General features: G+C 70.9%; 23 protein-coding genes. 8 read left to right on the top strand and 15 right to left on the bottom strand.

Translation table 11 applies throughout. The features are described 5' to 3' along the window. Positions 1 to 36 precede the first annotated feature (36 nt). The 12 genes from LJ657_RS22640 to LJ657_RS22690 all read right to left on the bottom strand — a co-directional run bounded on the left by LJ657_RS22640 (position 37) and on the right by LJ657_RS22690 (position 12,026). Positions 37 to 1,164 carry a polyprenyl synthetase family protein gene (locus LJ657_RS22640; RefSeq protein WP_232650553.1) on the bottom strand — a complete coding sequence of 376 codons (1,128 nt, stop codon included), beginning with the start codon at positions 1,162 to 1,164 and terminating at the stop codon, positions 37 to 39. Then, positions 1,164 to 2,594, bottom strand: coding sequence for a hydroxysqualene dehydroxylase HpnE (hpnE, locus tag LJ657_RS22645; protein ID WP_232650554.1), 1,431 nt, complete (start codon positions 2,592 to 2,594; stop codon positions 1,164 to 1,166). Before hpnE ends, LJ657_RS22640 begins: the two co-directional genes overlap by 1 nt. Next, positions 2,591 to 2,728, bottom strand: coding sequence for a DUF6380 family protein (locus tag LJ657_RS49025; RefSeq protein WP_372487956.1), 138 nt, complete (start codon positions 2,726 to 2,728; stop codon positions 2,591 to 2,593). The genes hpnE and LJ657_RS49025 overlap by 4 nt, the downstream gene beginning before the upstream one ends. After that, positions 2,728 to 3,678, bottom strand: coding sequence for a presqualene diphosphate synthase HpnD (gene hpnD, locus LJ657_RS22650; RefSeq protein WP_232650555.1), 951 nt, complete (start codon positions 3,676 to 3,678; stop codon positions 2,728 to 2,730). Before hpnD ends, LJ657_RS49025 begins: the two co-directional genes overlap by 1 nt. Then, positions 3,675 to 4,562, bottom strand: a complete 888-nt coding sequence (gene hpnC, locus LJ657_RS22655; RefSeq protein ID WP_269786799.1) for a squalene synthase HpnC — start codon at positions 4,560 to 4,562, stop codon at positions 3,675 to 3,677. The genes hpnD and hpnC overlap by 4 nt, the downstream gene beginning before the upstream one ends. Before the next feature lie 401 nt (positions 4,563 to 4,963). After that, positions 4,964 to 5,752 carry an ABC transporter ATP-binding protein gene (locus LJ657_RS22660; protein WP_232650556.1) on the bottom strand — a complete coding sequence of 263 codons (789 nt, stop codon included), beginning with the start codon at positions 5,750 to 5,752 and terminating at the stop codon, positions 4,964 to 4,966. Next, positions 5,745 to 6,674, bottom strand: coding sequence for an ABC transporter permease (locus LJ657_RS22665; protein WP_232650557.1), 930 nt, complete (start codon positions 6,672 to 6,674; stop codon positions 5,745 to 5,747). The genes LJ657_RS22660 and LJ657_RS22665 overlap by 8 nt, the downstream gene beginning before the upstream one ends. A gap of 95 nt (positions 6,675 to 6,769) precedes the next feature. Continuing rightward, positions 6,770 to 7,642, bottom strand: coding sequence for a glycosyltransferase family 2 protein (locus LJ657_RS22670; RefSeq protein WP_232650558.1), 873 nt, complete (start codon positions 7,640 to 7,642; stop codon positions 6,770 to 6,772). Positions 7,643 to 7,647: 5 nt separating this feature from the next. Beyond that, positions 7,648 to 8,427 carry a CDP-alcohol phosphatidyltransferase family protein gene (locus LJ657_RS22675; RefSeq protein ID WP_232650559.1) on the bottom strand — a complete coding sequence of 260 codons (780 nt, stop codon included), beginning with the start codon at positions 8,425 to 8,427 and terminating at the stop codon, positions 7,648 to 7,650. Then, positions 8,405 to 9,466, bottom strand: coding sequence for an iron-containing alcohol dehydrogenase family protein (locus LJ657_RS22680; RefSeq protein WP_232650560.1), 1,062 nt, complete (start codon positions 9,464 to 9,466; stop codon positions 8,405 to 8,407). Before LJ657_RS22680 ends, LJ657_RS22675 begins: the two co-directional genes overlap by 23 nt. Next, positions 9,454 to 10,206 (bottom strand): phosphocholine cytidylyltransferase family protein, encoded by a 753-nt coding sequence (locus LJ657_RS22685; RefSeq protein ID WP_232650561.1) that lies wholly within the window; start codon positions 10,204 to 10,206, stop codon positions 9,454 to 9,456. The genes LJ657_RS22680 and LJ657_RS22685 overlap by 13 nt, the downstream gene beginning before the upstream one ends. Next, positions 10,203 to 12,026: a DUF5941 domain-containing protein gene (locus LJ657_RS22690; RefSeq protein WP_232650562.1), complete on the bottom strand. Its 1,824-nt coding sequence runs from the start codon at positions 12,024 to 12,026 to the stop codon at positions 10,203 to 10,205. Before LJ657_RS22690 ends, LJ657_RS22685 begins: the two co-directional genes overlap by 4 nt. A gap of 279 nt (positions 12,027 to 12,305) precedes the next feature. On the opposite strand from LJ657_RS22690, the gene galE reads away from it, so the two are divergent. The 3 genes from galE (at position 12,306) to idi (ending at position 15,210) form a co-directional block, all read left to right on the top strand. Next, positions 12,306 to 13,271, top strand: a complete 966-nt coding sequence (gene galE, locus LJ657_RS22695; protein ID WP_232650563.1) for a UDP-glucose 4-epimerase GalE — start codon at positions 12,306 to 12,308, stop codon at positions 13,269 to 13,271. Between the two features lie 149 nt (positions 13,272 to 13,420). Further along, the gene (locus tag LJ657_RS22700) at positions 13,421 to 14,362 is read left to right on the top strand and encodes a cation diffusion facilitator family transporter (RefSeq protein ID WP_232650564.1); all 942 of its coding nucleotides are present in this window, start codon (positions 13,421 to 13,423) and stop codon (positions 14,360 to 14,362) included. A 254-nt stretch (positions 14,363 to 14,616) separates the two neighbouring features. Next, positions 14,617 to 15,210 carry an isopentenyl-diphosphate Delta-isomerase gene (gene idi, locus LJ657_RS22705; RefSeq protein ID WP_232650565.1) on the top strand — a complete coding sequence of 198 codons (594 nt, stop codon included), beginning with the start codon at positions 14,617 to 14,619 and terminating at the stop codon, positions 15,208 to 15,210. Between the two features lie 6 nt (positions 15,211 to 15,216). On the opposite strand, the gene LJ657_RS22710 is transcribed toward idi, so the two are convergent. After that, a complete protein-coding gene (locus LJ657_RS22710) occupies positions 15,217 to 15,726 on the bottom strand; it encodes an ATP-binding protein (protein WP_232650735.1) in 510 nt (169 codons plus the stop codon). A 246-nt stretch (positions 15,727 to 15,972) separates the two neighbouring features. Between LJ657_RS22710 and LJ657_RS22715 the strand changes: the two genes are divergently transcribed. Beyond that, positions 15,973 to 16,722 carry an enoyl-CoA hydratase/isomerase family protein gene (locus LJ657_RS22715; protein ID WP_232650566.1) on the top strand — a complete coding sequence of 250 codons (750 nt, stop codon included), beginning with the start codon at positions 15,973 to 15,975 and terminating at the stop codon, positions 16,720 to 16,722. Here LJ657_RS22715 and LJ657_RS22720 read toward each other — a convergent pair. Both LJ657_RS22720 and LJ657_RS22725 read right to left on the bottom strand, forming a co-directional pair. Further along, positions 16,709 to 17,344, bottom strand: coding sequence for a DJ-1/PfpI family protein (locus tag LJ657_RS22720; protein ID WP_232650567.1), 636 nt, complete (start codon positions 17,342 to 17,344; stop codon positions 16,709 to 16,711). The two genes, LJ657_RS22715 and LJ657_RS22720, sit on opposite strands and share 14 nt — an antisense overlap. A 10-nt stretch (positions 17,345 to 17,354) precedes the next feature. Next, positions 17,355 to 18,323 (bottom strand): GlxA family transcriptional regulator, encoded by a 969-nt coding sequence (locus tag LJ657_RS22725; protein ID WP_232650568.1) that lies wholly within the window; start codon positions 18,321 to 18,323, stop codon positions 17,355 to 17,357. Between the two features lie 113 nt (positions 18,324 to 18,436). On the opposite strand from LJ657_RS22725, the gene LJ657_RS22730 reads away from it, so the two are divergent. The 4 genes from LJ657_RS22730 (at position 18,437) to LJ657_RS22740 (ending at position 22,665) form a co-directional block, all read left to right on the top strand. Continuing rightward, complete coding sequence (locus LJ657_RS22730; protein ID WP_232650569.1) at positions 18,437 to 19,306, top strand: SCO6745 family protein; 870 nt, start codon at positions 18,437 to 18,439, stop codon at positions 19,304 to 19,306. Positions 19,307 to 19,374: 68 nt separating this feature from the next. Then, positions 19,375 to 19,506: an LPFR motif small protein gene (locus LJ657_RS48190; protein ID WP_308117073.1), complete on the top strand. Its 132-nt coding sequence runs from the start codon at positions 19,375 to 19,377 to the stop codon at positions 19,504 to 19,506. Between the two features lie 100 nt (positions 19,507 to 19,606). Then, positions 19,607 to 22,012 carry a Tex family protein gene (locus tag LJ657_RS22735; protein ID WP_232650570.1) on the top strand — a complete coding sequence of 802 codons (2,406 nt, stop codon included), beginning with the start codon at positions 19,607 to 19,609 and terminating at the stop codon, positions 22,010 to 22,012. Between the two features lie 89 nt (positions 22,013 to 22,101). Next, positions 22,102 to 22,665 (top strand): putative glycolipid-binding domain-containing protein, encoded by a 564-nt coding sequence (locus LJ657_RS22740; protein WP_232650571.1) that lies wholly within the window; start codon positions 22,102 to 22,104, stop codon positions 22,663 to 22,665. Positions 22,666 to 22,674 lie beyond the last annotated feature (9 nt).

Consider the following 22,674-nt stretch of genomic DNA (forward strand, 5'->3'; position numbering starts at 1 on the left):
CCGGCGACTACGCGAGGGCTATTCGACCGATAGTGATCATCTCTTTCGTACGACGACGAAGTCGGCGAGCGCCGTGAACCGGTCCCGCACCCTGTCGGGCATGTCGATGGCGTGCAGGGCCTGGATGGCGGTGTTGTGCTGACGACGCGCCTCCTGCGCCGTCCACTCGCGGCCGCCCGCCTCCTCGATGAGGGCGGCGCGAGAGGCGAACTCCTCCTCGGAGAAGTTCTCGAAGTCGCTGCTCTTGGCGTCGGCGGCGAGGATCTCGCCGAGCCGCTCGGAGGCGGATCCGCCGGCCGCCAGCGCGGCCACGACCGGCAGGGACTTCTTGCGCTGGCGCAGGTCGCTCCAGGTCTGCTTGCCGGTGGAGACCGGGTCGCCCCAGATGCCGAGCAGGTCGTCGACCGCCTGGAAGGCGAGGCCCAGGTGGTAGCCGTACTTCTCCAGGGTGTCGGCGGTGCGGTCGTCCGCGCCGCCGAGCACCGCGCCGATGGAGCTGGAGGCGGCGAGCAGGGCGCCGGTCTTGTTGCCCTCCATCTCCAGGCACTCCTCGACGCTGACGCGGTCGCGGTGCTCGTAGGAGATGTCCTGGGCCTGGCCGTCGATGAGGGCGCGGGTGGCGGTGGTCAGGCGGCGGGTGGCTCGGCCGGCCTCGACGGTGCCGAGCTCCAGCAGGATCTCGTTGGCGAGGGCGAACAGGGCGTCGCCGACGAGGATCGCCTGGGCGGGGCCGTGCACCTTCCAGACGGTGTCGCGGTGGCGGCGCTGTTCGTCGCCGTCCATCAGGTCGTCGTGCAGAAGGGAGAAGTTGTGGACGAGTTCGACGGCCACGGCGCCGGGGATGCCGACCTCGGGTGCGGCGCCGGTGACCTCGGCGGAAAGGACCGCGAGGGCGGGGCGCACGGCCTTGCCGCCGTCGCCGTCCGCGGGGTTGCCCTCGGCGTCGATCCAGCCGAAGTGGTAGGCGGAAACGGTGTCCATGGGAGGGGCCAGGCGGTCGACGGCCGCCCGCAGTACCGGTGTGGCAAGGGTCCGGCCGCGCTCCAGGAGCGCGGACACGTCCACCGCGTCGGCAGCCGTCTCGGCCGGGGGCACAGTGGGCACAGTCTCTCCTCTTGTTGCGGTACCGGGGGTGCGGGGGCCTGCCGCATGCTGATCGAGCATCAGGCCGCCTCCTCGAAGTCGAAGAGGTGACTCGGGCGGGGCCGGCCCAGGGCGGCGAGGGCGGCGTCCGCCGCACTCACACCACTGCGGACCGCACTCTCCATGGTCGCGGGCCACCCGGTGGCGGTCCACGCTCCGGCCAGGTACAGGCCGGGGGCTTTGGTACGGGCGCCGGGCCGCAGCCGTCCGACGCCGGGGGTGGGGGCGAACGTCGCCGTGCGCTCCCTGGTCACGAAGAAGTCCTTCACCTCTGCACCGCGGGTGCCGGGCAGCAGGCGTTCCAGCTCGGGCAGATAGCGCTCGCGCAGCGCGGCGACCGGTTCGTCGATCTCGTCGTGCGCCGCCGACTGGGACAGGGCGAGGTACTGGCCCTCGCGCAGTCCGGAGGCATGGGTACGGTCGAAGACCCACTGGACGGGGGTGCCGAGGGCCGCGAAGAACGGCTTCTCCAGCACCTTGCGGTCGTAGACGACATGGACGTTGAGGATCGGTGCGGTGCCGATCTCCAGAAGATTTTCCGGGGCGTCGAGCGCGCCCTGAGGCAGCAGGTCGTGGGCCTCACGCTGGGGTACGGCGAGCACGACGGCGTCCGCGGCGAGGGTCTCGCCGGGAACCTGAACGCTCCAGCGCCCGTTTTCGTCAGTGGAGATGGAGGTGACGCGTGTACGGACCTCGGTACGGACGCCCGCGGAGTCGAGCGCCTTGCGGGCGAGCCGGTCATGCAGTTCACCCAGCGGGACGTGCGCCCATCCGATGTCGGCCGCGCCCGGGTCCGACAGCAGACCGGTCTTGAACACCATCGCGGCGAGACCCAGCGAGGCGTCGCCCGCGACCGCGTTGAGGGTGGCGACCCCGACCAGGTCCCACAGGGCCTCGACGGCACGCGCCGACTGACCGTGCGCGGTCAGCCAGCTGCCGAAGTCCTGGGTGTCCAGGTCCGGATCGGCGAGGTCGAGCCCCTTGAGCGCGAGCGCGGCCCGGCCCACCCTGGCCCGCTCGGCGAGCGAGAGATGCGGATACGTGGCGAGGCTGCGCCCGAGGTGCAGGGGCACCGGCACCGGGTCGCGCCGCAGCCTGCCCAGCCGCCGCCCCTCGGGCTTGTCGACGTCGAGTACGGGCACGTCGAGACGATCCTGCAGCGGCGCCAGCGCCGTCCCCTCGATGCGGTCGAGGAACCAGCGGTACGCGGTGCAGCAGCGCAGGTACACGTGCTGTCCGTTGTCGACGGTCAGGTCGCCGCGCTGGAAGGAGAAGGCGAGACCGCCCAGTCTCGGCCTGCCCTCGACCAGGGTGACACGGACTCCCGCGTCGGCGAGCGCGAGCGCGGCGGTGATGCCGGCCAGCCCGCCGCCGACCACGACGGCGTCCCTCGCGGAACGCCCCGATGGATCCGCGAGCGGGTCGCCGGACCGCGTGGAGTCGTCGCTCATCGTGCACCCTCCCCTGCCCGGACGCCGTGGTTGAACGGTGCACGGCAGACCGTCGCAGTCAGGGACGCCGTCCCCGCCCGGAGGGTTGCCTGCCACTTTTCGCCGGTGGCATCACCTTGGCCCTGTTTGTCCATCAGGCGCGCCTCCTGACGGTCCTCCGCGTCACATGCCGGGCATCCAGGCCGGACAGGCCGCGCACGGCGACGTAGGCCTTCTCCCGCCCGGGCAGCGAGACCCGGCCGCGCAGCACGGCCTCCGGGTCACGCTCGATACGGTCGAGCAGCCGGCGGTAGATCCCGGCCATGGCGGCGACACAGGCGCCGCTGCGCCGGTCCAGCATGGGGAGCAGCCGGTAGCCCTCGGCGAAAAGGGCGCGGGCCCGTCGCACTTCGAAGTGCACGAGGCCCGCGAAGTCGGAGCCCTCCGGTGGGGTCGGGCCGTTGAACCCGGCCGAGCACCCGAATTTCGCGAGGTCGTCGGAGGGCAGATAGATGCGGCCGCCCTCGGCGTCCTCGCGGACGTCTCTGAGGATGTTGGTGAGCTGCAGCGCGAGTCCCAGGGTGTCGGCGTACTCCGGGGCGCGATCCGCGCCGCGCGCCCCCGGTTCCGTACCGAACACACCGAGCGAGAGCCGCCCGATGGCTCCCGCGACACAGCGGCAGTAGACCTTCAGGTCGTCCCAGGTCTCGTAGGTCTCGCCGCGTACGTCCATCAGCACGCCGTCGATCAGCTCGTCGAGGCCGTCGAGCGGGATCGAGAAGGTCTCGGCGGAATGGGCGAGGGCGACGGCGACCGGGTCGATGTCGTCCTCGGCGACCGATCCCTCACGCACCCGGGCCAGCAGCGCCCGGGTGTCCTTGAGTCTTGCCGCCTTGACCTCGCCGGCCAGCGCGCCGTCGCCGATGTCGTCGACGCGCCTGGAAAACGCGTAGAGCGCCGACATCGCGCGGCGCTTGGGCGTCGGCAGCAGCCTGATGCCGTAGGCGAAGTTACGGGCCTGCTGTCCGGTGACGGCCTCGCAGTAGCTGTAGGCGGCGAGTACCGGTGCGGACACGTGTTGTTCCGACTCCACGGTCCGGATCACCCCTCTCCTCGCAGAGTCACGCCCACCTCGCGCAGCAGCTGGACCTTGCCGGGCTTGGGCGGGCCGGGAAGTACGTCGTATTCCACGGCGGCGATCGCCTTGACCGCCGCCCTTCCCCCCGCCACGAATCCCGCAAGCAGCAGCTTCAACCTGCCGTGGACGCTACCCACGAGGGGGGCGCCTTCATTCAGGAGATCGCGGGCGCGTTGTGCTTCGTATGCAACCAGTGCGCGCAACGATGCGCCCGAGGTGGACGTGGCGAGATCCGCCTCTTGAACATGGAAGCGCTTCATGTCCTCGGCGGGCAGGTAGATGCGGTCGCGGCCGAGGTCCTCGGCGACGTCCTGCAGGTGTTCGACGATCTGGAGGGCGGAGCAGATCGCGTCCGAGAGCCGGATGCGTTCGGGGGTCGAGGTGCCGGTGACGGACAGGACCAGGCGGCCGACGGGGTTGGCCGACAGTTCGCAGTACGCGAGCAGGTCGTCGTAGGTCTCGTAGCGGCTGACCAGCTGGTCCTGGCGGTTGGCGGCGATCAGGCCGAGGAAGGGCTCAGGGGTGAGCGAGCAGCGGCGGACCGTGCGCTGGAGGCGGCGCAGCAGGGGGTGGCTCGGGGTCGAGTCGAAGACCCGGTTCAGGTCGGCCTCGAAGGCGTCCAGGAGCAGCAGCCGGTCCTCGGCCTCTTCGGGCGACACGCCGAGCAGCCGGGCGTCGGCGCCGCCGGGCGCCAGGTCGCCGTCGCCGATGTCGTCGACGAGGCGGGCGAAGCCGTACACCGCCATGAGGTCGGCGCGCCAGGCCCTGGGCAGGAAGAAAGGCGCCACGGGGAAGTTCTCACCCGCGGCCTTGTCGAGCGTGCCGCGCTCCGGATCGACGGCGTGCGACATGCCGGTTCCCGTCACCGGTGACTGCCCGGGGCGGGGACGGCGCATGCTGCGTTCAGCTGGGGAGTTTCCGTAGCCATTGCCGTCACATCTCCCGTTCTACACTGCCGACCCAATGCATACTATTTCGGACACGCCGCCCGGCCGTCCGCGCGGCTGTCCCGGTCGAGGGTGTCGCGCATTATCGCCCCACTTGCCGCGTTTCGGGACCGGTACAGCTTACGTTGTACAACGCAGCCAGGATCCCTGGGGTGTCCTGCACATCACAACAACACACCGATTGACGTCAAGATTCCTTGAGCGAAACCGAGTTGACGTTTCCTTTACAGACGCGGGGCCCCGCCGCAGAGGTTGCGGCGGGGCCCCGCGATCCGTCCTGGCCTGTGCGTCCAGACCGGGGTGGACTACTTGCCGGTGAACTTCTCGTACTCCTTGAGGACCTCATCGGTGGGCCCGTCCAGGCGCAGCTCGCCGCGTTCCAGCCACAGGACGCGGTCGCAGGTGTCGCGGATCGACTTGTTGTTGTGGCTGACGAGAAACACCGTGCCGGCCTCCTTGCGCAGCTCACGGATGCGTTCCTCGGAGCGCTTCTGGAACTTGCGGTCGCCGGTGGCCAGCGCCTCGTCGATCATCAGCACGTCGTGGTCCTTGGCGGCGGCGATGGAGAAACGCAGACGGGCCGCCATACCGGAGGAGTAGGTGCGCATCGGCAGGGTGATGAAGTCGCCCTTCTCGTTGATGCCCGAGAAGTCGACGATCCCCTCGTAGCGCTCTCTGATCTGCTCGCGGGTCATCCCCATGGCAAGCCCGCCCAAGATGACGTTGCGCTCGCCGGTCAGGTCGTTCATCAGGGCCGCGTTCACGCCCAGCAGTGAGGGCTGGCCGTTTGTGTAGACGCAGCCCTTCTCCGCCGGGAGCAGGCCGGCGATGGCACGCAGCAGGGTCGACTTGCCGGAGCCGTTGGAGCCGATGAGGCCGATGGCCTCGCCGCGGTAGGCGACGAAGGAGACGCCCTTGACAGCGTGCACCTTGCGCACCCCGCGCTCCTCGCCGCGTTTGACGATGCGGCTGAGCGCGGAGGTGGCGCTGCCTTTGCCGGTCTTGGCGCCGTGGACGCGGTAGACGATGTGGAGCTCGTCGGCGATGACGGTGGGGATCCGCTCGCCGGTCTGCTGGTCGGTCTGCTCAGCCACGGCCGTACCTCTCCTCCGCCTTCCAGAAGTACACGAAACCGCCGAGGGCGAGCAGCGCGGCCCAGCCGCCCGCGACCACCCAGACGTGCTCGGGCAGGTTCTCGGCCCCGTAGCCGTCGATGAGGGCGAAACGCATCAGGTCCATGTAGATCGCGGCGGGGTTCCACTGCAGGACGTTGGCCAGCCACTGCGGCTTGTCGGCCAGCATGATCGGGATGGAGAACATCACGCCGGACGCGTACATCCACGTACGCATCACGAACGGCATGAGCTGCGCGAGGTCCGGAGTCCTGGCGCCGGCGCGGGCCATGATCAGCGCGAGGCCGGTGTTGAACAGGAGCTGCAGGGCCAGCACCGGGGCGATCAGCAGCCAGGACAGGTCAGGGATGCTGCCGAAGCCGATCGCCACGGCGAACAGCACGATCATCGAGAACATCAGCTGCTGGAGCTGCTGCAGCGCGAAGGAGATCGGCAGCGAGGCGCGCGGGAAGTGCAGTGCGCGGACCAGGCCGAGGTTGCCGGAGATCGCGCGTACTCCCGCCATCACCGAGCTCTGCGTGAAGGTGAACACGAACACGCCCGTGACCAGGAACGGGATGTAGATGTCGCGCGGCAGGCCGCGGTTCGCCTTGAGGAGCATGCCGAAGATGAAGAAGTAGACGGCCGCGTTCAGCAGCGGCGTCGCCACCTGCCAGAGCTGGCCGAGCTTGGCCTGGCTGTACTGGGCCGTCAGCTTCGCCCGTGAGAAGGCGAGGATGAAGTGACGCCGGTCCCAGAGCTGGCGGACGTACTCGGCAAGGGACGGCCGGGCGCCGCTTACGGTCAGGCCGTACCTGGCCGCCAGCCGGCTTGCCGGCAAACCCTCGTCGGGCGACATGGCCGCGCTCAGGGCGACCGTGCCGTCGTGCGTTGTCTCACTCACTGGTGGAAACCTTCGTCTTCGGGGTGCGCAGCCTGTGCGGGCCCGGCAGGAGCCCGGGACCCGGGTGGGGCCGATTGCCCACAGGAACGAGCTTGTCAGATCACCGGGGGGCGGCCCAGCCGGGTCAGCCGCCACACCGTACGCCACTTCATCGGCCTGCGTGGCCCGCACGAAGTGGTCCAGCCCTCCCGGAACCCGCCGAACCACGCCTTCAGGGCGGGCCGCGAGGGGCGGCGGACGAGGGTGAGCAGCAGCCAGACCCCGAGGTAGACCGGGACCAGCAGGGCGGGGAGGTTGCGGCGGGCCAGCCAGACGCGGTTGCGGGCGACCATGCGGTGATAGACGGCGTGCCGCGAGGGCGCGGTCGTCGGGTGGTACAGCACCATGTCGGACCGGTAGTCGATCATCCAGCCCGCGTCGAGGGCCCGCCAGGCCAGGTCGGTTTCCTCGTGGGCGTAGAAGAATTCGTCCGGGAGCCCGCCGACTTCGGCGAAGACCTTCGTGCGCACTGCGTTGGCGCCGCCGAGGAAGGTGGTGACCCGGGAGGAGCGCATCGGGTCGGCGGCCCGCAGGCGCGGCACGTGGCGGCGCTGGGTGACCCCCGTCTCGGGGTCGGCGATACGGAAGCTGATGATGCCGAGCTCCGGGTCGGCCTCGAAGGCCTGGCGGCACAGCTCGGCGGTGTCGTGCAGGGCGAGGAGTCCGTCGTCGTCGAGGAACATCAGTATGTCGACGTCGCGGCCGCTGGGGCCGAAGGCCTCGATGCCGACATTGCGGCCGCCGGGTATGCCGAGGTTCTCGGGCAGCTCGATGGTACGGACGGCCTCGGGGACGTCCGGGACAGGCGAGCCGTTGCCGACCACGACCACCTCGACCTTGTCGCCGTCCTGCTTGGCGACCGAGTCGAGCAGGGCGCGGAGCTCGTCGGGGCGGTTGCCCATGGTGATGATCACCGCGCCGACTCTCATGCCACTCACTTCAGCCTGCTGGAGGCGAGGATGGACACGAGGTGCAGCAGGGTCTGCAGCAGGGCGATGCCGGCCAGCACGGCGACGCCCAGCCGGGAGAAGAACAGGTCGCCGCGCATCTGGTCGACGATCGCCAGGAGCAGGATCAGCAGGGACGCCTCGATGCCGAGGATCAGCCGGTGGAACTTCAGCAGGGACGCGGCCTTGCGGGCCAGTGCCATGCCGGAGGAGCGCATCTCGGCGGCGGCCTCCTGCACGGGGGGCTTCCCTGCCTGGTGCCGGGCGACGCCGACGAGGTCGGTCTCGGCCTTGATCAGGATGGCGCCGAGGGCGGCCAGGGTACCCAGGAAGGCCCACAGCCAGTCGATACGGCCGCTGCCCCACAGGTCGGCGGCGCGCAGCCCGAAGCCCACGAGGACCGCGGCGTCGGTCAGGTAGGCGCCGACCCGGTCCAGGTAGACACCGTTCAGCGAGTACTGCTTCTTCCAGCGCGCGATCTCGCCGTCGACGCAGTCCAGCAGCAGGTACATCTGCACGCAGACCACGCCGAGCACGGCGCCCGTGATCCCCGGCACCAGCAGGGCCGGGGCCGCGAGCACGCCGAAGACGGTCATCAGATACGTGAGCTGGTTGGGCGTGACCCTGGTGTTCACCAGGTAGCGGTCGACCCGCAGGGACACCTCACGCATGTAGAGGCGCCCCATCCAGTGCTCACCGCTGCGCCGGTCCTTGACCCCTGCGGGGTGGACGACCGGGCGGAGTTCAGCTACCGATGGCCTTGACATAGTCGGCGTAGATGTCCTTGATCTGGTCGGTTTTGAGGTCGAGGTGTTCGAGGATCGTGTAGCGGCCGGGCCGGGTCTCCGGGGCGAACTCCACGGCGCGGACGAACTCGTCCACCGTGAAGCCGATCTCCTCCGGAAGCACCGGAAGCCCGTGCCGGCGCAGCACCTCGGCCGTGTACGCCGACTCCTCGTGCGCGCCGCGCAGGTACATCGCGAAGGCGGCGCCGAGGCCGCACTGCTCGCCGTGGCTGGCGGCCCGCTTGGGGTAGAGCAGGTCGAAGGCGTGGTTGATCTCGTGGCAGGAACCCGAGGCGGGGCGCGAGTCTCCGGAGATCGACATCGCGATACCGGTGAGGACCAGCGCCTCGGCCAGCACCTGGAGGAAGTCGTTGTCCCCGATGCCGCCGGGGTGGCGGAGCACCGCCTCGCCCGCCTGGCGGGCCATGGCGGCGGCGAGACCGTCGATCTTCTCGCCGGTGACGCGGTTGGACAGCTCCCAGTCCGCGATCGAGTTGATGTTGGAGATCGCGTCGCCGATGCCCGCGCGTACGAAGCGCGCCGGTGCCTGGCGGATGACGTCGAGGTCGATGACGGCCGCGATCGGGTTCGGCACACCGTAGGAGCCGCGGCCCGCATCGTTGTCGAGGGTCGCGACCGGGGAGCACAGGCCGTCGTGCGCGAGGTTCGTCGGCACGGCGACCAGGGGCAGGCCGACCCGCGCCGCCGCGAACTTGGCACAGTCGATGATCTTGCCGCCGCCGAGGCCCACGACCGCGTCGTAGTGGCCGGCCTTTATGTCGCCGGCCAGCCGGACCGCGTCGTCGAGGGTGCCGCCGCCGACCTCGTACCAGGTGGCACCGGGCAGCGTCGGGGCGATCCGCTCGCGCAGCCGGGCGCCGGAACCGCCGCTGACGGCGACGGCGAGCCTGCCGGAGGTCGAGATGCGCTCGTCGGCGAGCACACCCGCCAGATCGTCGAGGGCACCCGGGCGGATGTCCACGACGAGCGGCGAGGGGATCAGCCGGGTCAGTACTGGCACGCGATCTCCCGTCCCCGGGCGAGGTCGTCGTGGTTGTCGATCTCGACCCACTTGACGTCACCGATCGGCGCCACGTCGATCCGGAAGCCGCGGTTCACCAGTTCCTGGTACCCGTGCTCGTAGAACTGCTGCGGGTCGGTCTCCCAGACCGCCTTCAGGGCGTCGGCCAGTTCGGGGGCGGCGTCGCCCTCGATGAGCGTGACGCCGATGTACTCGCCGGTCGCCTCGGCCGGGTCCATCAGCTTGGTGATCTTCGTCATGCCCTGCTCGGGGTCGACGACGACCTTCATCTCCTCGTCGGCCAGCGACTTCACCGTGTCGAGAGCAAGGATGATCTTCTTGCCCTCGCCGCGGGCGGCGAGCAGCGTCCTCTCGACGGAGACCGGGTGGACGGTGTCGCCGTTGGCGAGGATCACGCCGTCCTTGAGGGCGTCACGTCCGCACCACAGGGAGTAGGCGTTGTTCCACTCCTCGGCCTTGTCGTTGTCGATGAGGGTGAGCTTGAGGCCGTACTTCGCCTCCAGTGCCGCCTTGCGCTCGTACACGGCCTCCTTGCGGTAGCCGACGATGACCGCGACCTCGGTCAGACCGATCCCGGCGAAGTTGCCGAGCGTCAGGTCCAGGACCGTCGGTTCGCCCTCTATGCCCGCGGGCCCCACCGGCACCAGCGCCTTGGGAAGGCTGTCGGTGTAGGGGCGCAGACGCCGTCCGGCGCCGGCCGCCAGCACGAGGCCGATCATGCGGGTTCTCCTTCATCGTGTACGGCGGGGGCCCCGGAGGACACCCAGAAGCGGATGCTCTCGAAGAGCACCACCAGGGCGACGGCCACGGCGACCACCGTGAGCGCGACCTTGAACTGCGAGGCGGTGAGCACCGCGGCCAGGACGGTCACGAGCAGCGTCCGTCCTTCGTGCCCCCCGATGGCGCGCACCAGCCAGGCCGGGGACGCTCCGGCGTTGCCGCGGATGCGGTACACCGTGTCGTAGTGATGGTAGGCGACCGCCGCCACCAGCCCGAAAGCCGCAGGAAGGGCCCCGTTCACGTCTGCTTCGGCCGCGAGGACCAGGACGGTGCCGTACTCGGCGAACCGGAAGAGCGGGGGGACCAGCCAGTCGAGGGCGCCCTTCAGCGGGCGGCGCAGAGCCTGACCTGCGGTGTTCGCGTACACCAGGGCGCCGACGACAGGGGCCCAGGTCACACCGGAGAACAGGGACACGGCGAGAACGACCGTGCCCGCGAGGGCGATCAGGAATGGACCCCCGAGCTGGCGGGGGGTCACACGGCCCAGGAAGGAGGCGAGCGGTCCGTTGTCCGCGAGGTCCGCCAGCGCCTGCGCCGCCCGATCGGTGCGCTGGGCCTTGCGGGTCAGCGAACGCAGCACCCGGCCCGCCGTGGTGTACGTCGCGGCGAAGGCGCAGCCGATGAGCAGGACGTAGAAGGTGATCCGAGGAGTCGTGACCGCCGTCAGGACGGCGATCATCGCCCAGCGCTCGCCGATAGGCAGCACGATCATCCGCCGTACCCACACCGTCCAGCCGACGCTGTCCAGCTTGTCCGAAAGGGCCGCCGTGGGGCTGGTGTTGGCGGTGGCGTCGTGGTTGGCCTCGTTGAAGGAGAAGTCGACGACGTGGCGGCAGGTCTGCAGGATCATCGCGCCGAGGGCGAGGGCCCATACGTCGTCGCCGCCGCGGGCCGCGCCCAGCGCGAGGCCGGCGTAGTAGGCGTACTCCTTGGCCCGGTCGAAGGTGGCGTCCAACCAGGCGCCCAGCGTGGAGTACTGGAGCGAGTAGCGGGCCAACTGGCCGTCGGTGCAGTCCAGGACGAAGGACGCGATCAGCAGGACGCCCGCCGCGACGAAGCCGACCCGGGTGCCGGTGGCCGCGCAGCCCGCCGCGATCAGCGCGGTGAGCAGGGAGGCGGTGGTGACCTGGTTCGGGGTCAGGCCGCGGCGGGCACACCAGCGGGCGATGTAGCGGGAGTAGGGGCTGATGAAGAACGTGGTGAAGAAGCCGTCGCGTGACTTCACGGCCGACTTCAGACGTACGGCTTCGTCGTCGACGTTCGCGACGGCCTGCCGTGCCTCGTTGCGGGACTGCGGGTCGGCGGGGACGGCGGCGACCAGGCTGCCGAGTTCCGGGCGGTGCACGTCGGCGCCGTCGCTGTCGAGGGCGGTGACGATGCGGTCGGCGAGGCTGTCGACGTCCCCCACCCTCAACTGCGTTCGCACGGGGGCACGCACTGGGGCCGTGCCGCCGCCGGCCGAGTTCTCGCGGGCCATGGCGCGGGTCAGGTCCTGGCGGCCGGCCGGCTGGGCGGTCACGGCGCCGGGGATCGCGGCGAGCGGGAAGCGGGGGTCGGTGAGGCCGAGGCGCAGTGCGTGCAGGTGGCCCACGAAGCCGGCGTCCACCACGGCGACCCGCTGGTCGCCCGGCGCCTGCGCCAGCAGTGTCTCGGCGTCGGCGGTGTCGACGGCGATCCGTACGTCGAAGCCGAGGGACCGCAGATCGCCCTCGATCGACGATCCGGGGACCGGCTGACCGGTGAGGATGGCGGTCGACAACCGAACTCACTCCCTGGGGGCCGACGCGCGGGCGCCGGTCATGTGCACGATGGGGGCGCCCCTTGGCTGCACCAGGCGGGCGGCATGTCGGCAGAGGCTATCGGATGCCCGGAGAGCGGAGTTCACCGCCCGTTCACGGGCCGATCAACGCCGTCTCCACTGGCCTTTGCCGCGATCATCATCGGTGATCCGGGGTCCCGCCGACAAACCGCGCTGCCCAGATCAAGGCATCCGGGACATTGGGGACCGCCGGGTGGCGTCGGCATAGGGTGGACGACCATGACATGGCTGATCACAGGCGGAGCGGGATACATCGGGGCCCATGTGGTGCGGGCCATGACCGACGCCCGGGAACGCGTCGTCGCGCTGGACGACCTCTCGGCCGGGTTCCCCGCGCGGCTGCCGGCGAACGTGCCGCTCGTCGAGGGCTCGACGCTCGACGGTGACCTGCTGAAGCGGGTGTTCGCCGAGTACGGCGTGACCGGCGTCGTCCACCTCGCGGCGCGTAAGCAGGTCGCCGAGTCCGTGGCACAGCCCGCCCGCTACTACCGGGAGAACATCGGCGGCCTCGCGACGCTCCTGGAGGCGGTCGCCGAGGCCGGGATCGGGAAGTTCCTGTTCTCCTCGTCGGCGGCCGTCTACGGCAACCCCGATGTGGACCTCATCACCGAGGACACTCCGTGCGCGCCGGTGAACCCGTACGGCGAGACCAAGCTCACCGGCGAGTGGCTGGTCCGGGCGGCGGGCCGGGCACACGGCATCTCCACGGTCTGTCTGCGCTATTTCAACGTGGCGGGCGCGGCCGCACCCGAGCTGTCGGACACGGGCGTCTTCAACATCGTCCCCATGGTCTTCGACCGGCTCACCCGCGACGAGGCCCCGCGGATCTTCGGCGACGACTATCCGACACCGGACGGCACCTGCATCCGCGACTACATCCATGTCGCCGACCTGGCGGAGGCGCATCTGGCGGCGGCACGGCGGCTCGCCGGCCGAAGCGGTGACCTCACGGTGAACATCGGACGCGGCGAGGGCGTCTCCGTCCGTGAGCTGATCACCGTCATCGGCGAGACGACCGGTGACCGCCGCCCGCCCCTCGTCGAGGCCCGCCGCCCCGGGGACGCGCCCCGCGCGGTCGCCTCCGCCGCCCGGGCCGCCGAGGAACTGGGCTGGACCGCCCGGCGCGGGGTGCCCGAGATGGTCGAGTCGGCGTGGCGGGGCTGGCAGCTGCACCACGGCCGATGACAGCACGGCAAGCGCACTGAGGGTGCCCTGACCTGCATATCGTTTCCGCAGGTCAGGGCACATGACAACGGTGTTCAGTGCCGCGTTGCCCGATACCCCCCGGCCGTAGTTCACTGTCATCCCGGGCGCACCACAGGAAGGCGGCTGTCATGGGGGCTGGGCACGATCACGGGCACGGGCATTCGCATGCCCCGCCCACCGGTACGGCCGCGGCGGCGTACCGCGGGCGGCTGCGCGTCGCGTTGTCGATCACGCTCACCGTCATGGTGGTCGAGATCGTCGGCGGTCTGCTCGCGGACTCGCTCGCGCTGATCGCGGACGCCGCGCACATGGCGACGGACGCGCTGGGCCTGGGCATGGCCCTGTTCGCGATCCACTTCGCCAACCGCCCGCCGAGCGGCAACCGCACCTTCGGGTACGCCCGTGCCGAGATCCTCGCGGCGCTCGCCAACTGTCTGCTGCTGCTCGGCGTCGGCGGCTACGTCCTGTACGAGGCGATCCAGCGGTTCGTCACGCCGGCCGACACCGCGGGCGGGCTGACCATCGTCTTCGGTGCGATCGGTCTGGTCGCGAACATGATCTCGCTGACGCTGCTGGTGCGCGGACAGCAGGAGAGCCTGAACGTGCGCGCCGCGTTCCTGGAGGTCGCGGCGGACGCCCTCGGCTCTCTCGCGGTGATCATCTCCGCCCTGGTGATCCTGACCACCGGCTGGCAGGCCGCCGACCCGATCGCCTCGCTCGTCATCGGCCTGATGATCGTGCCACGCACCGTCAAGCTGCTGCGCGAGACGCTTGACGTGCTGCTGGAGGCAGCTCCCCGGGGCGTCGACATGGCGGAGGTACGCGCCCACATCCTCGACCTGGACGGTGTCGAGGACGTCCACGACCTGCACGCCTGGACGATCACCTCCGGGATGCCGGTGCTGTCCGCGCACGTGGTCGTGAGCTCCGAAGTGCTCAGCGCGATCGGCCACGAGAAGATGCTCCACGAGCTCCAGGAGTGCCTGGGCGACCACTTCGACGTGGCGCACTGCACCTTCCAGCTGGAACCGGGCGGCCACGCGGAACACGAGGCGAAGGTGTGCCATTGAGCCAGGTCGAGCGCGTCTTGGCCGGAATGCAGCCGTCCGGCGGGCCCCTGCGTCGTTAAGCCTCACAGCGCTGCCCGGACGGTTCCCCGCCGACCGCCACGGGCACGATCAACTACCGGGCCCCTCTTCCGGCCTTCAACGGTGACGGCCGTGGCCCGCGCCGCGCGCGGGACATGCGGGCGCGCCGCGAAGTGCCGGGAGTGCCGGATTCGTACGGCAGACTTGGGGCGCGAAGACCGATGTGAAGGATGGGTATGCCGATCACACCTGCCACCGCGACGCACTCTCCGTCGAACGGCGCCGCAGACGCGATTTTGCTGGAACTGGTCGACGAGAACGGCGTCACGATCGGCACCGCGGAGAAGCTCGCCGCCCATCAGCCGCCGGGCCGGCTGCACCGCGCCTTCTCCGTCTTCCTCTTCGACGAACGCGGCCGGCTGCTGCTGCAGCAGCGGGCGCTGGGCAAGTACCACTCCCCCGGCGTGTGGTCGAACACCTGCTGCGGCCACCCCTACCCCGGCGAGGCGCCCTTCGCGGCCGCGGCCCGCCGGACGTACGAGGAGCTGGGTGTCTCCCCCTCACTGCTCGCCGAGGCGGGCACGGTCCGCTACAACCACCCGGACCCGGACTCGGGCCTGGTCGAGCAGGAGTACAACCACCTGTTCGTCGGGATGGTGCAGTCGCAGCTGCGGCCGGACCCCGAGGAGGTCGGCGACACGGCCTTCGTGACCCCGACGGAGCTCGCGGAGCGGCACGCCGAGGACGCCTTCTCGTCCTGGTTCATGACCGTGCTGGACGCGGCCCGCCCGGCCGTCAGGGAGTTGACCGGCCCGTCCGCCGGCTGGTGACCCCCGTCAGAGCACCCGTACGGGTTTGAGCGGCAGGGCGGCCCAGATCACCTTGCCGCCGCTCGACGTGTGCTCGACGTCGCACACCCCGCCCGCCTCCCGGGCGACCTCGCTGACCAGGAGCAGCCCCCGGCCGCCCTCGCCGCTGTGATCCGTCTCCAGGGCGGTCGGGCGGTAGGGGTGGTTGTCCTCCACGGACACCCGCACCCACTCGGCGCCGACGGCGACCTCCACGGCGAGCATGGGCGACAGCAGCGCCGCGTGCCGGACGGCGTTCGTGACCAGCTCCGAGACGATCAGCAGCAGGCCGTACACGAGATCGTCGGAGACGGGCACCCCCTGGCGGTACAGCAGGTCCCGTACGGCGTGCCGCGCCTGCGGGACCGAGGCGTCGACGGCGGGCGCGGTGAACCGCCACACGCCTTCGTACGGCAGCGGGTCCACGGGCCCCGGGTCGCGGGGCGCGTCGGCGCCGCCGTCTGGGCGTGGGCCGGACCCGCGCCCATGATTGTCCATCGTCCGGTCGCCACCCTTGCGCTCGATTGTCACCACACGTCGAGTGTTGGTAACGATCCGCGGCACTCCGGATGACTGAACACAAGTCAGCAGGTATCGAGCACTTATGACCGTTGGCGTATGACACGGTCAGTTGTGGGACTGGTCCTGTCACCCTTCAGCCGACTTCGCGAACTCTTCGGGTTGTACGGGTTGAAGTGCCCCCTCCTTGATCACGGGTCCGGCGCGGCGGCTAGCATCCGGCCCATGGAGCCCCAGCTGCTGCACAGCGTCACCGACTCGGTCGCCACCGTCGTCATTCACCACCCGGCGAAGCGCAACGCCATGACGGCCGCGATGTGGGCCGCCCTGCCGCCGCTGCTCGACACCCTCGCGGCCGACCCGGGCGTACGGGCGCTGGTGCTCACCGGGGAGGGCGGGACGTTCTGCGCCGGGGCCGACATCTCCACGCTGCAGGGGTCGCCGGAGGAGGCGCAGGCGCTCGCGGTGCGGGCCGAGGAGGCCCTGGCCGCCTTTCCGAAGCCGACGCTGGCCGCGGTCCGCGGGCACTGTGTGGGCGGCGGGTCGCAGCTGGCGGCGGCCTGTGATCTGCGGTTCGCCATGGAGGGTGCGCTGTTCGGGGTGACGCCGGCGAAGCTCGGAATCGTGTATCCGGCCTCCTCCACGCGCCGGCTGGTGTCGCTGGTGGGTCCGGCTGCGGCCAAGTACCTGCTGTTCTCCGGCGAGTTGGTCGACGCGGAGCGGGCGCTGCGCAGCGGCCTGGTGGACGAGGTGCTGCCGCAGGGCGAACTCGCCAAGCGGGTCGCTGAGTTCACCCGCATCCTGGCCTCCCGTTCGCAGCTCACCCAGGCCGCGGCGAAGGAGTTCGCGAACGGCCGCACCGACCGGGACGCGTACTGGACGGAGCAGGCGCGCGGCAGCGGCGACACCGTGGAGGGCGTCGCCGCGTTCCTGGAGCGCAGGCAGCCGCGCTTCACCTGGACTACGTCAGGATGAAGCGGCTCTTGGAGCGGAACTCCTCGACGAGGTGCGCGGGCGCCTTCTCGGGCGACCCCGCGTCGTAGGGCGGCTGCGGGTCGTACTCGGTCGCCAGCTGGACGGCCCGGGCGTGTTCGTCGCCGGCGATCCGGCCGAGCAGGGTCAGGCCCATGTCGATGCCGGAGGAGACGCCGGCCGCGGTGACGTACTTGCCGTCGAGGACCACCCGCTCCCCCGTGGGCTCGGCGCCGAACCGTTTCAGGAAGTCCAGGGCCAGCCAGTGGGAGGTGGCGCGGCGGCCCCGAAGGAGGCCGGCCGCGGCGAGCAGCAGGGAGCCCGTGCACACGGATGTCGTCCAGGTGCTGGTGGCGTCGACGGTGCGCAGCCAGTCCAGCAGGGTCTCGTTCTCCATCTGCGGGGTCTGTCCGGGGCCGCCCGGGACGATCACGATGTCGGGGTGCTCCACCTCGGCCAGGGGCTTGTCCGCGACGATCGCGAGGTTTCCGGTGTCGGTGCGGACGGGGCCGGTCCGTTCGGCGACGAAGACGGTCTCCGCGTCCGGGAGGCGCCCCAGGGTCTCGTACGGCCCTACGGCGTCGAGCGCGGTGAACCGGTCGAAGAGCACGATGGCGATCTGCATCGGGTTCCTTTCAGCGGGTGGGTACGGCGGGGCGGAAGCGGCGGCGGTACTCCGCCGGGGCCGTGCCGAGGGTCCTGACGAAGGCGCGGCGCATGGCCTCGCAAGTGCCGTAGCCGCTGGCGCGGGAGATCTCCTCGATGCCGTCGGCCGTGTCCTCCAGGAGGCGGCGGGCGTGTTCGAGGCGCACGCGGTCGACATAGCGGCCCGGTGTCATGCCGGTCTCCGCCTGGAAGGCACGGGCGAAGTGGCGGGGCGAGAGGGCGGCACGGGCGGCGAGGGACTCGACGTCCAGGTCCCCGTCGGGGTGCTCGGTGATCCACTGCTGGACCTCGCGCAACGGTTCACGCCGGGCGGTCTGGGCGGCGAGCTGGGCGCTGAACTGGGCCTGGTTGCCGGGCCGGCGCAGGAAGACGACCAGGTGGCGGGCGATGGTCAGCGCCGGCTCCCGACCCAGGTCCTCTTCCACCAGGGCGAGCGCGAGATCGATGCCCGAGGTGACGCCGGCCGAGGTGAAGACGTGTCCGTCGCGCACGTAGATGGGGTCGGGGTCGACCTCGACGGACGGGTGGTCGCGGGCGAGCTTGTCGCAGTACGCCCAGTGGGTCGTGGCGCGGCGGCCGTCCAGCAGGCCGGCCTCCGCGAGGAGGATGGCTCCGGTGCAGACGGAGACGAGGCGCTCCGCGCGCGGGCCGTGCTCGCGGAGCCAGTCGGCCAGCCGGGGGTCACGCGCCGGACGGCGGGTGCCCTGGCCGCCCGGCACGAGAAGGGTGTGCGGGGCGGGCGCGTCCGCGAGGTCCTGGTCCGGTACGAGGGTCAGGCCGCTGGAGGTGCGGACGGGCGCTGCGCCAAGGGAGGCCGTGCGGATGCGGTAGGTGCCCGGAGTATGCAGCTCGGCGCCCGCGAAGACCTCCAGGGGACCGGTGACATCGAGGCTCTGAACGCCGTCGAAGAGGACGAGCAGGACGGTTCGCTGCGGCATAGCGACGATTCTTGGTGGAAGCGAGGATGGCCGCAATGACGAGTTCCCCACCTTTCCTGCCATCCGGCGCAGGGCACTGGAGGCCGTACCGACCAGTCGGTAACCTGCTCGTCATGACTACTGCCGCCCTCGATCCGCACGCCGGTCGCCGCTGCCACAACGCGCTCAACTCCCTGCACGCGACGTACTACTTCTCGCCCGACCTGGGCAGGGAACTGGGCGCTCTCGGCATCACCCACCCCAGAGCCGTCAACCTCGCCGCGCGGGCGGCCGCGCTGGGACCGGTCGGGCCGGGCACGGTGGCGGCGACGTTCTACAACTACAAGTACGAGCTCGTGGCCCGGTATGTACCCGCCGTGTGGGAGACCGCCGCGCCCGGGCAGATCCTGGCCGCACGCGCGCGTGCCGTCGATGCGACCCTGCGCCGGCTGCTGGGCGAGGACACCGTGGCGTCCGAGGAGATGGCCGAGGCGGCGCGGCTGGCGCTGCGGGCCGCCGAGGCCTGTTCGCGCGCGGCCCGGCCGCTGTACTCCGCGTACGCCGACCTGCCGGTGCCCGAGGAGCCGCATCTGGCGTACTTCCACGCCACCACACTGCTGCGCGAGCACCGGGGCGACGGTCATCTCGCCGTCCTGATGACCTCGGAGCTGGACGGTCTGGAGGCCGTGGTGACCCACACCGCGACCGGCAAGGGCATGACACCCAAGTGGGTGTTCGGCAGCCGCGGCTGGAAGCAGGAGGACTGGGACGCGGCCTGCGGGCGGCTGCGGGAGCGCGGGCTGCTGGAGGAGGCGGGCGAGCTGACGGAGCGGGGCCTCGCGCTACGGGCGGAGATCGAGGCGGAGACCGACCGGCTGGACCGGGCGCCGTACGCGCATCTGGGGGCGGAGGGAGTCGCCCGCCTGACGGAGCTGGGGGCCACCTTCGCGAAGGCCGCACTCCTCGCGGGGGCCTACCCGGCGGATCTGATCGGCAAGCACTGACGAAACCCGGGTACCCGGACCTCGCCCGGCCGCCGCGGCCGGGCGAGAAACAGGGAAAGGGGAATCTCGTGTTCCGCGCCATTGCAGACGTGCTGCGGCAGATCGGCGGCGCAATCGCCACCGTCGTCACACTGCCCTTCCGGGCTCTGGCCCGGCTCTTCGGCGGGGCCTCCGGTTCCGCGCGGGGGCACGGGGCCTGAATCCACCGTCCCGCCTCGCCGGTGGCCGCCCTGATCCCCGACTGTCGGTGCCGCCTGCCACAATTGCGGCGCAACCTCAGTGAGAAGGCGGTACGGGATCGTGACGACACCCGGGTCCAGCGCAGTCGGGACCATCGAAGGCAGGATCGCCGAGGAGCTCGGCGTACGGGAGCGGCAGGTGAAGGCTGCCGTGGAACTGCTGGACGGCGGTTCGACGGTGCCTTTCATCGCCCGCTACCGCAAGGAAGCGACCGAGATGCTCGACGACGCGCAGCTGCGCACGCTCGAGGAACGGCTGCGCTATCTGCGGGAGCTGGAGGAGCGGCGGACCGCGATCCTGGAGTCGGTGCGCGAGCAGGGCAAGCTGACCGCGGAGCTGGAGGCGCAGATCCGCGGTGCCGAGACCAAGGCGCGGCTCGAGGACATCTACCTGCCGTACAAGCCCAAGCGCCGCACCAAGGCGCAGATCGCGCGTGAGGCCGGTCTCGAACCGCTGGCCGAGGGGCTGCTCGGCGACCCGGGCGTCGAACCCCTCGCGGCCGCCGCCGCGTTCGTCGACGCCGACAAGGGTGTCGCCGACCCGCAGGCCGCACTGGACGGCGCCCGCGCGATCCTCACCGAGCGGTTCTCCGAGGACGCCGACCTGATCGGCGAGCTGCGCGAGCGCATGTGGGTGCGCGGGCGGCTGGCCGCCAAGGTGCGGGAGGGCAAGGAGGAGGCGGGCGCCAAGTTCGCCGACTACTTCGACTTCGCCGAGCCCTTCACCGAGCTGCCCTCGCACCGCATCCTCGCCATGCTGCGCGGCGAGAAGGAGGAGGTCCTCGACCTCGTCCTGGAGCCGGAGGAGCCCACGGACGGCCCCTCGTCGTACGAGGGGATCGTGGCCGGGAGGTTCCAGATCGCCGACCGCGGCCGTCCCGGCGACAAGTGGCTCAAGGACACGGTCCGTTGGGCCTGGCGCACCCGCATCCTGGTGCACCTCGGCATCGACCTGAGGCTGCGCCTGCGCACGGCCGCCGAGGACGAGGCGGTACAGGTGTTCGCGGCGAACCTGCGCGACCTGCTGCTCGCCGCCCCGGCCGGCACGCGCGCGACCCTGGGCCTGGACCCCGGTTTCCGTACGGGTGTGAAGGTCGCCGTCATCGACGCCACCGGCAAGGTGGTGGCCACGGACGTCATCTACCCGCACGTCCCGGCGAACAAGTGGGATCAGGCGATCGCCAAGCTGGCCCACCTCGCGAAGGAGCACGCGGTCGAGCTGGTCGCGATCGGCAACGGCACGGCGTCCCGCGAGACCGACAAGCTCGCCGGTGAACTCATCGCCAAGCACCCCGAGTTGAACCTCACCAAGGTGATGGTCTCCGAGGCGGGCGCGTCCGTGTACTCGGCGTCCGCGTTCGCCTCGCAGGAACTGCCCGACATGGACGTGTCACTGCGCGGCGCCGTCTCCATCGCGCGCCGGCTCCAGGACCCCCTCGCCGAGCTGGTGAAGATCGACCCCAAGTCGATCGGCGTCGGCCAGTACCAGCACGACCTGTCCGAGGTGAAGCTGTCGCGCTCGCTGGACACGGTGGTCGAGGACTGTGTGAACGGCGTGGGCGTGGACGTCAACACGGCGTCGGCACCGCTGCTCGCCCGTGTCTCCGGCATCACCTCCGGTCTGGCCGAGAACATCGTGGCGCACCGCGACGCCAACGGCCCGTTCAAATCCCGCACCCAGCTGAAGGGCGTGGCGCGGCTCGGCCCGAAGGCGTACGAGCAGTGCGCGGGCTTCCTGCGCATCCGCGGCGGCGACGACCCGCTGGACGCGTCCAGCGTGCACCCGGAGGCGTACCCGGTCGTCCGGCGCATGGTGAAGACGTCCGGGCAGGAGGTGGCGTCGCTCATCGGCAACACGGGTGTGCTGCGTTCGCTGAAACCGGGTGAGTTCGTGGACGAGACGTTCGGTCTGCCGACCGTGACCGACATCCTCAAGGAGCTGGAGAAGCCCGGGCGCGACCCGCGGCCCGCGTTCAAGACGGCCACCTTCAAGGAGGGCGTCGAGAAGATCTCCGACCTGTCGTCCGGGATGGTCCTGGAGGGGGTGGTCACGAATGTGGCGGCCTTCGGGGCGTTCATCGACGTCGGTGTCCACCAGGACGGGCTGGCGCACGTCTCCGCGCTGTCCAAGACGTTCGTGAAGGACCCGCGGGATGTGGTGAAGCCGGGGGACATCGTCAAGGTGAAGGTGCTGGACGTCGACATTCCGCGCAAGCGGATCTCGCTGACGCTGCGGCTGGACGACGAAGCGGCGCCGCAGGGTGACGGCGGCGGCGACCGTCGGCAGCGGGGGGCGCGTCCGCCTCAGCAGCGGCAGCAGCAGCGCCAGGGCGGCGGCCGGGGTGGACAGGGCGGCGGCCGTGGCGGGCAGGGCGGCGGTTCGCGTCAGGCTCCGGCGCCGGCCAACAGTGCGATGGCCGATGCTCTGCGCAAGGCCGGGTTGCTGGATCCGAAGGGTAAGCGGTGAGCTGAGGGGGCAGGTCGTGGGGAATCTGCGGGCCGGTTGTGGCTGGTCGCGCAGTTCCCCGCGCCCCTGTTGGACCTAGGGTGGCTGCCATGGTTGCTGCGCACGCCGTCACCTGGGAAGTACTGGAGAGCCGCGGGTACGAGACCGCCTGGGTCGAGTTCGCCGGTGGCTCCCTGCGGGCCCGTGGCCGGGCCGTCGGGGCCGTTCCGGAGCCGTACTGGATCTCTTACGAGCTTGAGACCGGTGAAGGGTTCGTGACCCGGCGGCTGGTGGTCACCTCGGAGACCGAGACCAGTACCCGCACTCTCGATCTGCGGCGCGACGACGCCGGGCGGTGGACCGCGGACGGCGAACCGATGCCCGGCGTGGAGGGTGCGCTCGACTGCGATCTGGGCCTGTGCCCGCTCACCAACACCATGCCGGTGCTGCGGCACGACCTCCATCGGGCACCCGGCGAGCAGGAGTTCCTGATGGCGTGGGTCTCGGTGCCGGGCCTGGTGGTACGGCCGTCGCAGCAGACCTACACCCATCTCGGGCGCACCGACGGCGGCGGCCATGTCCGGTTCTCGTCCGGCGAGTTCCGCAGTGACCTGGAGTTCGACGCGGACGGCTGCGTCGTCGACTATCCCGGGCTGGCGACGCGCCTGCGCTGAAGCGGCGCT

Source organism: Streptomyces guryensis, from assembly GCF_021261325.1.
Lineage (GTDB): Bacteria > Actinomycetota > Actinomycetes > Streptomycetales > Streptomycetaceae > Streptomyces > Streptomyces guryensis.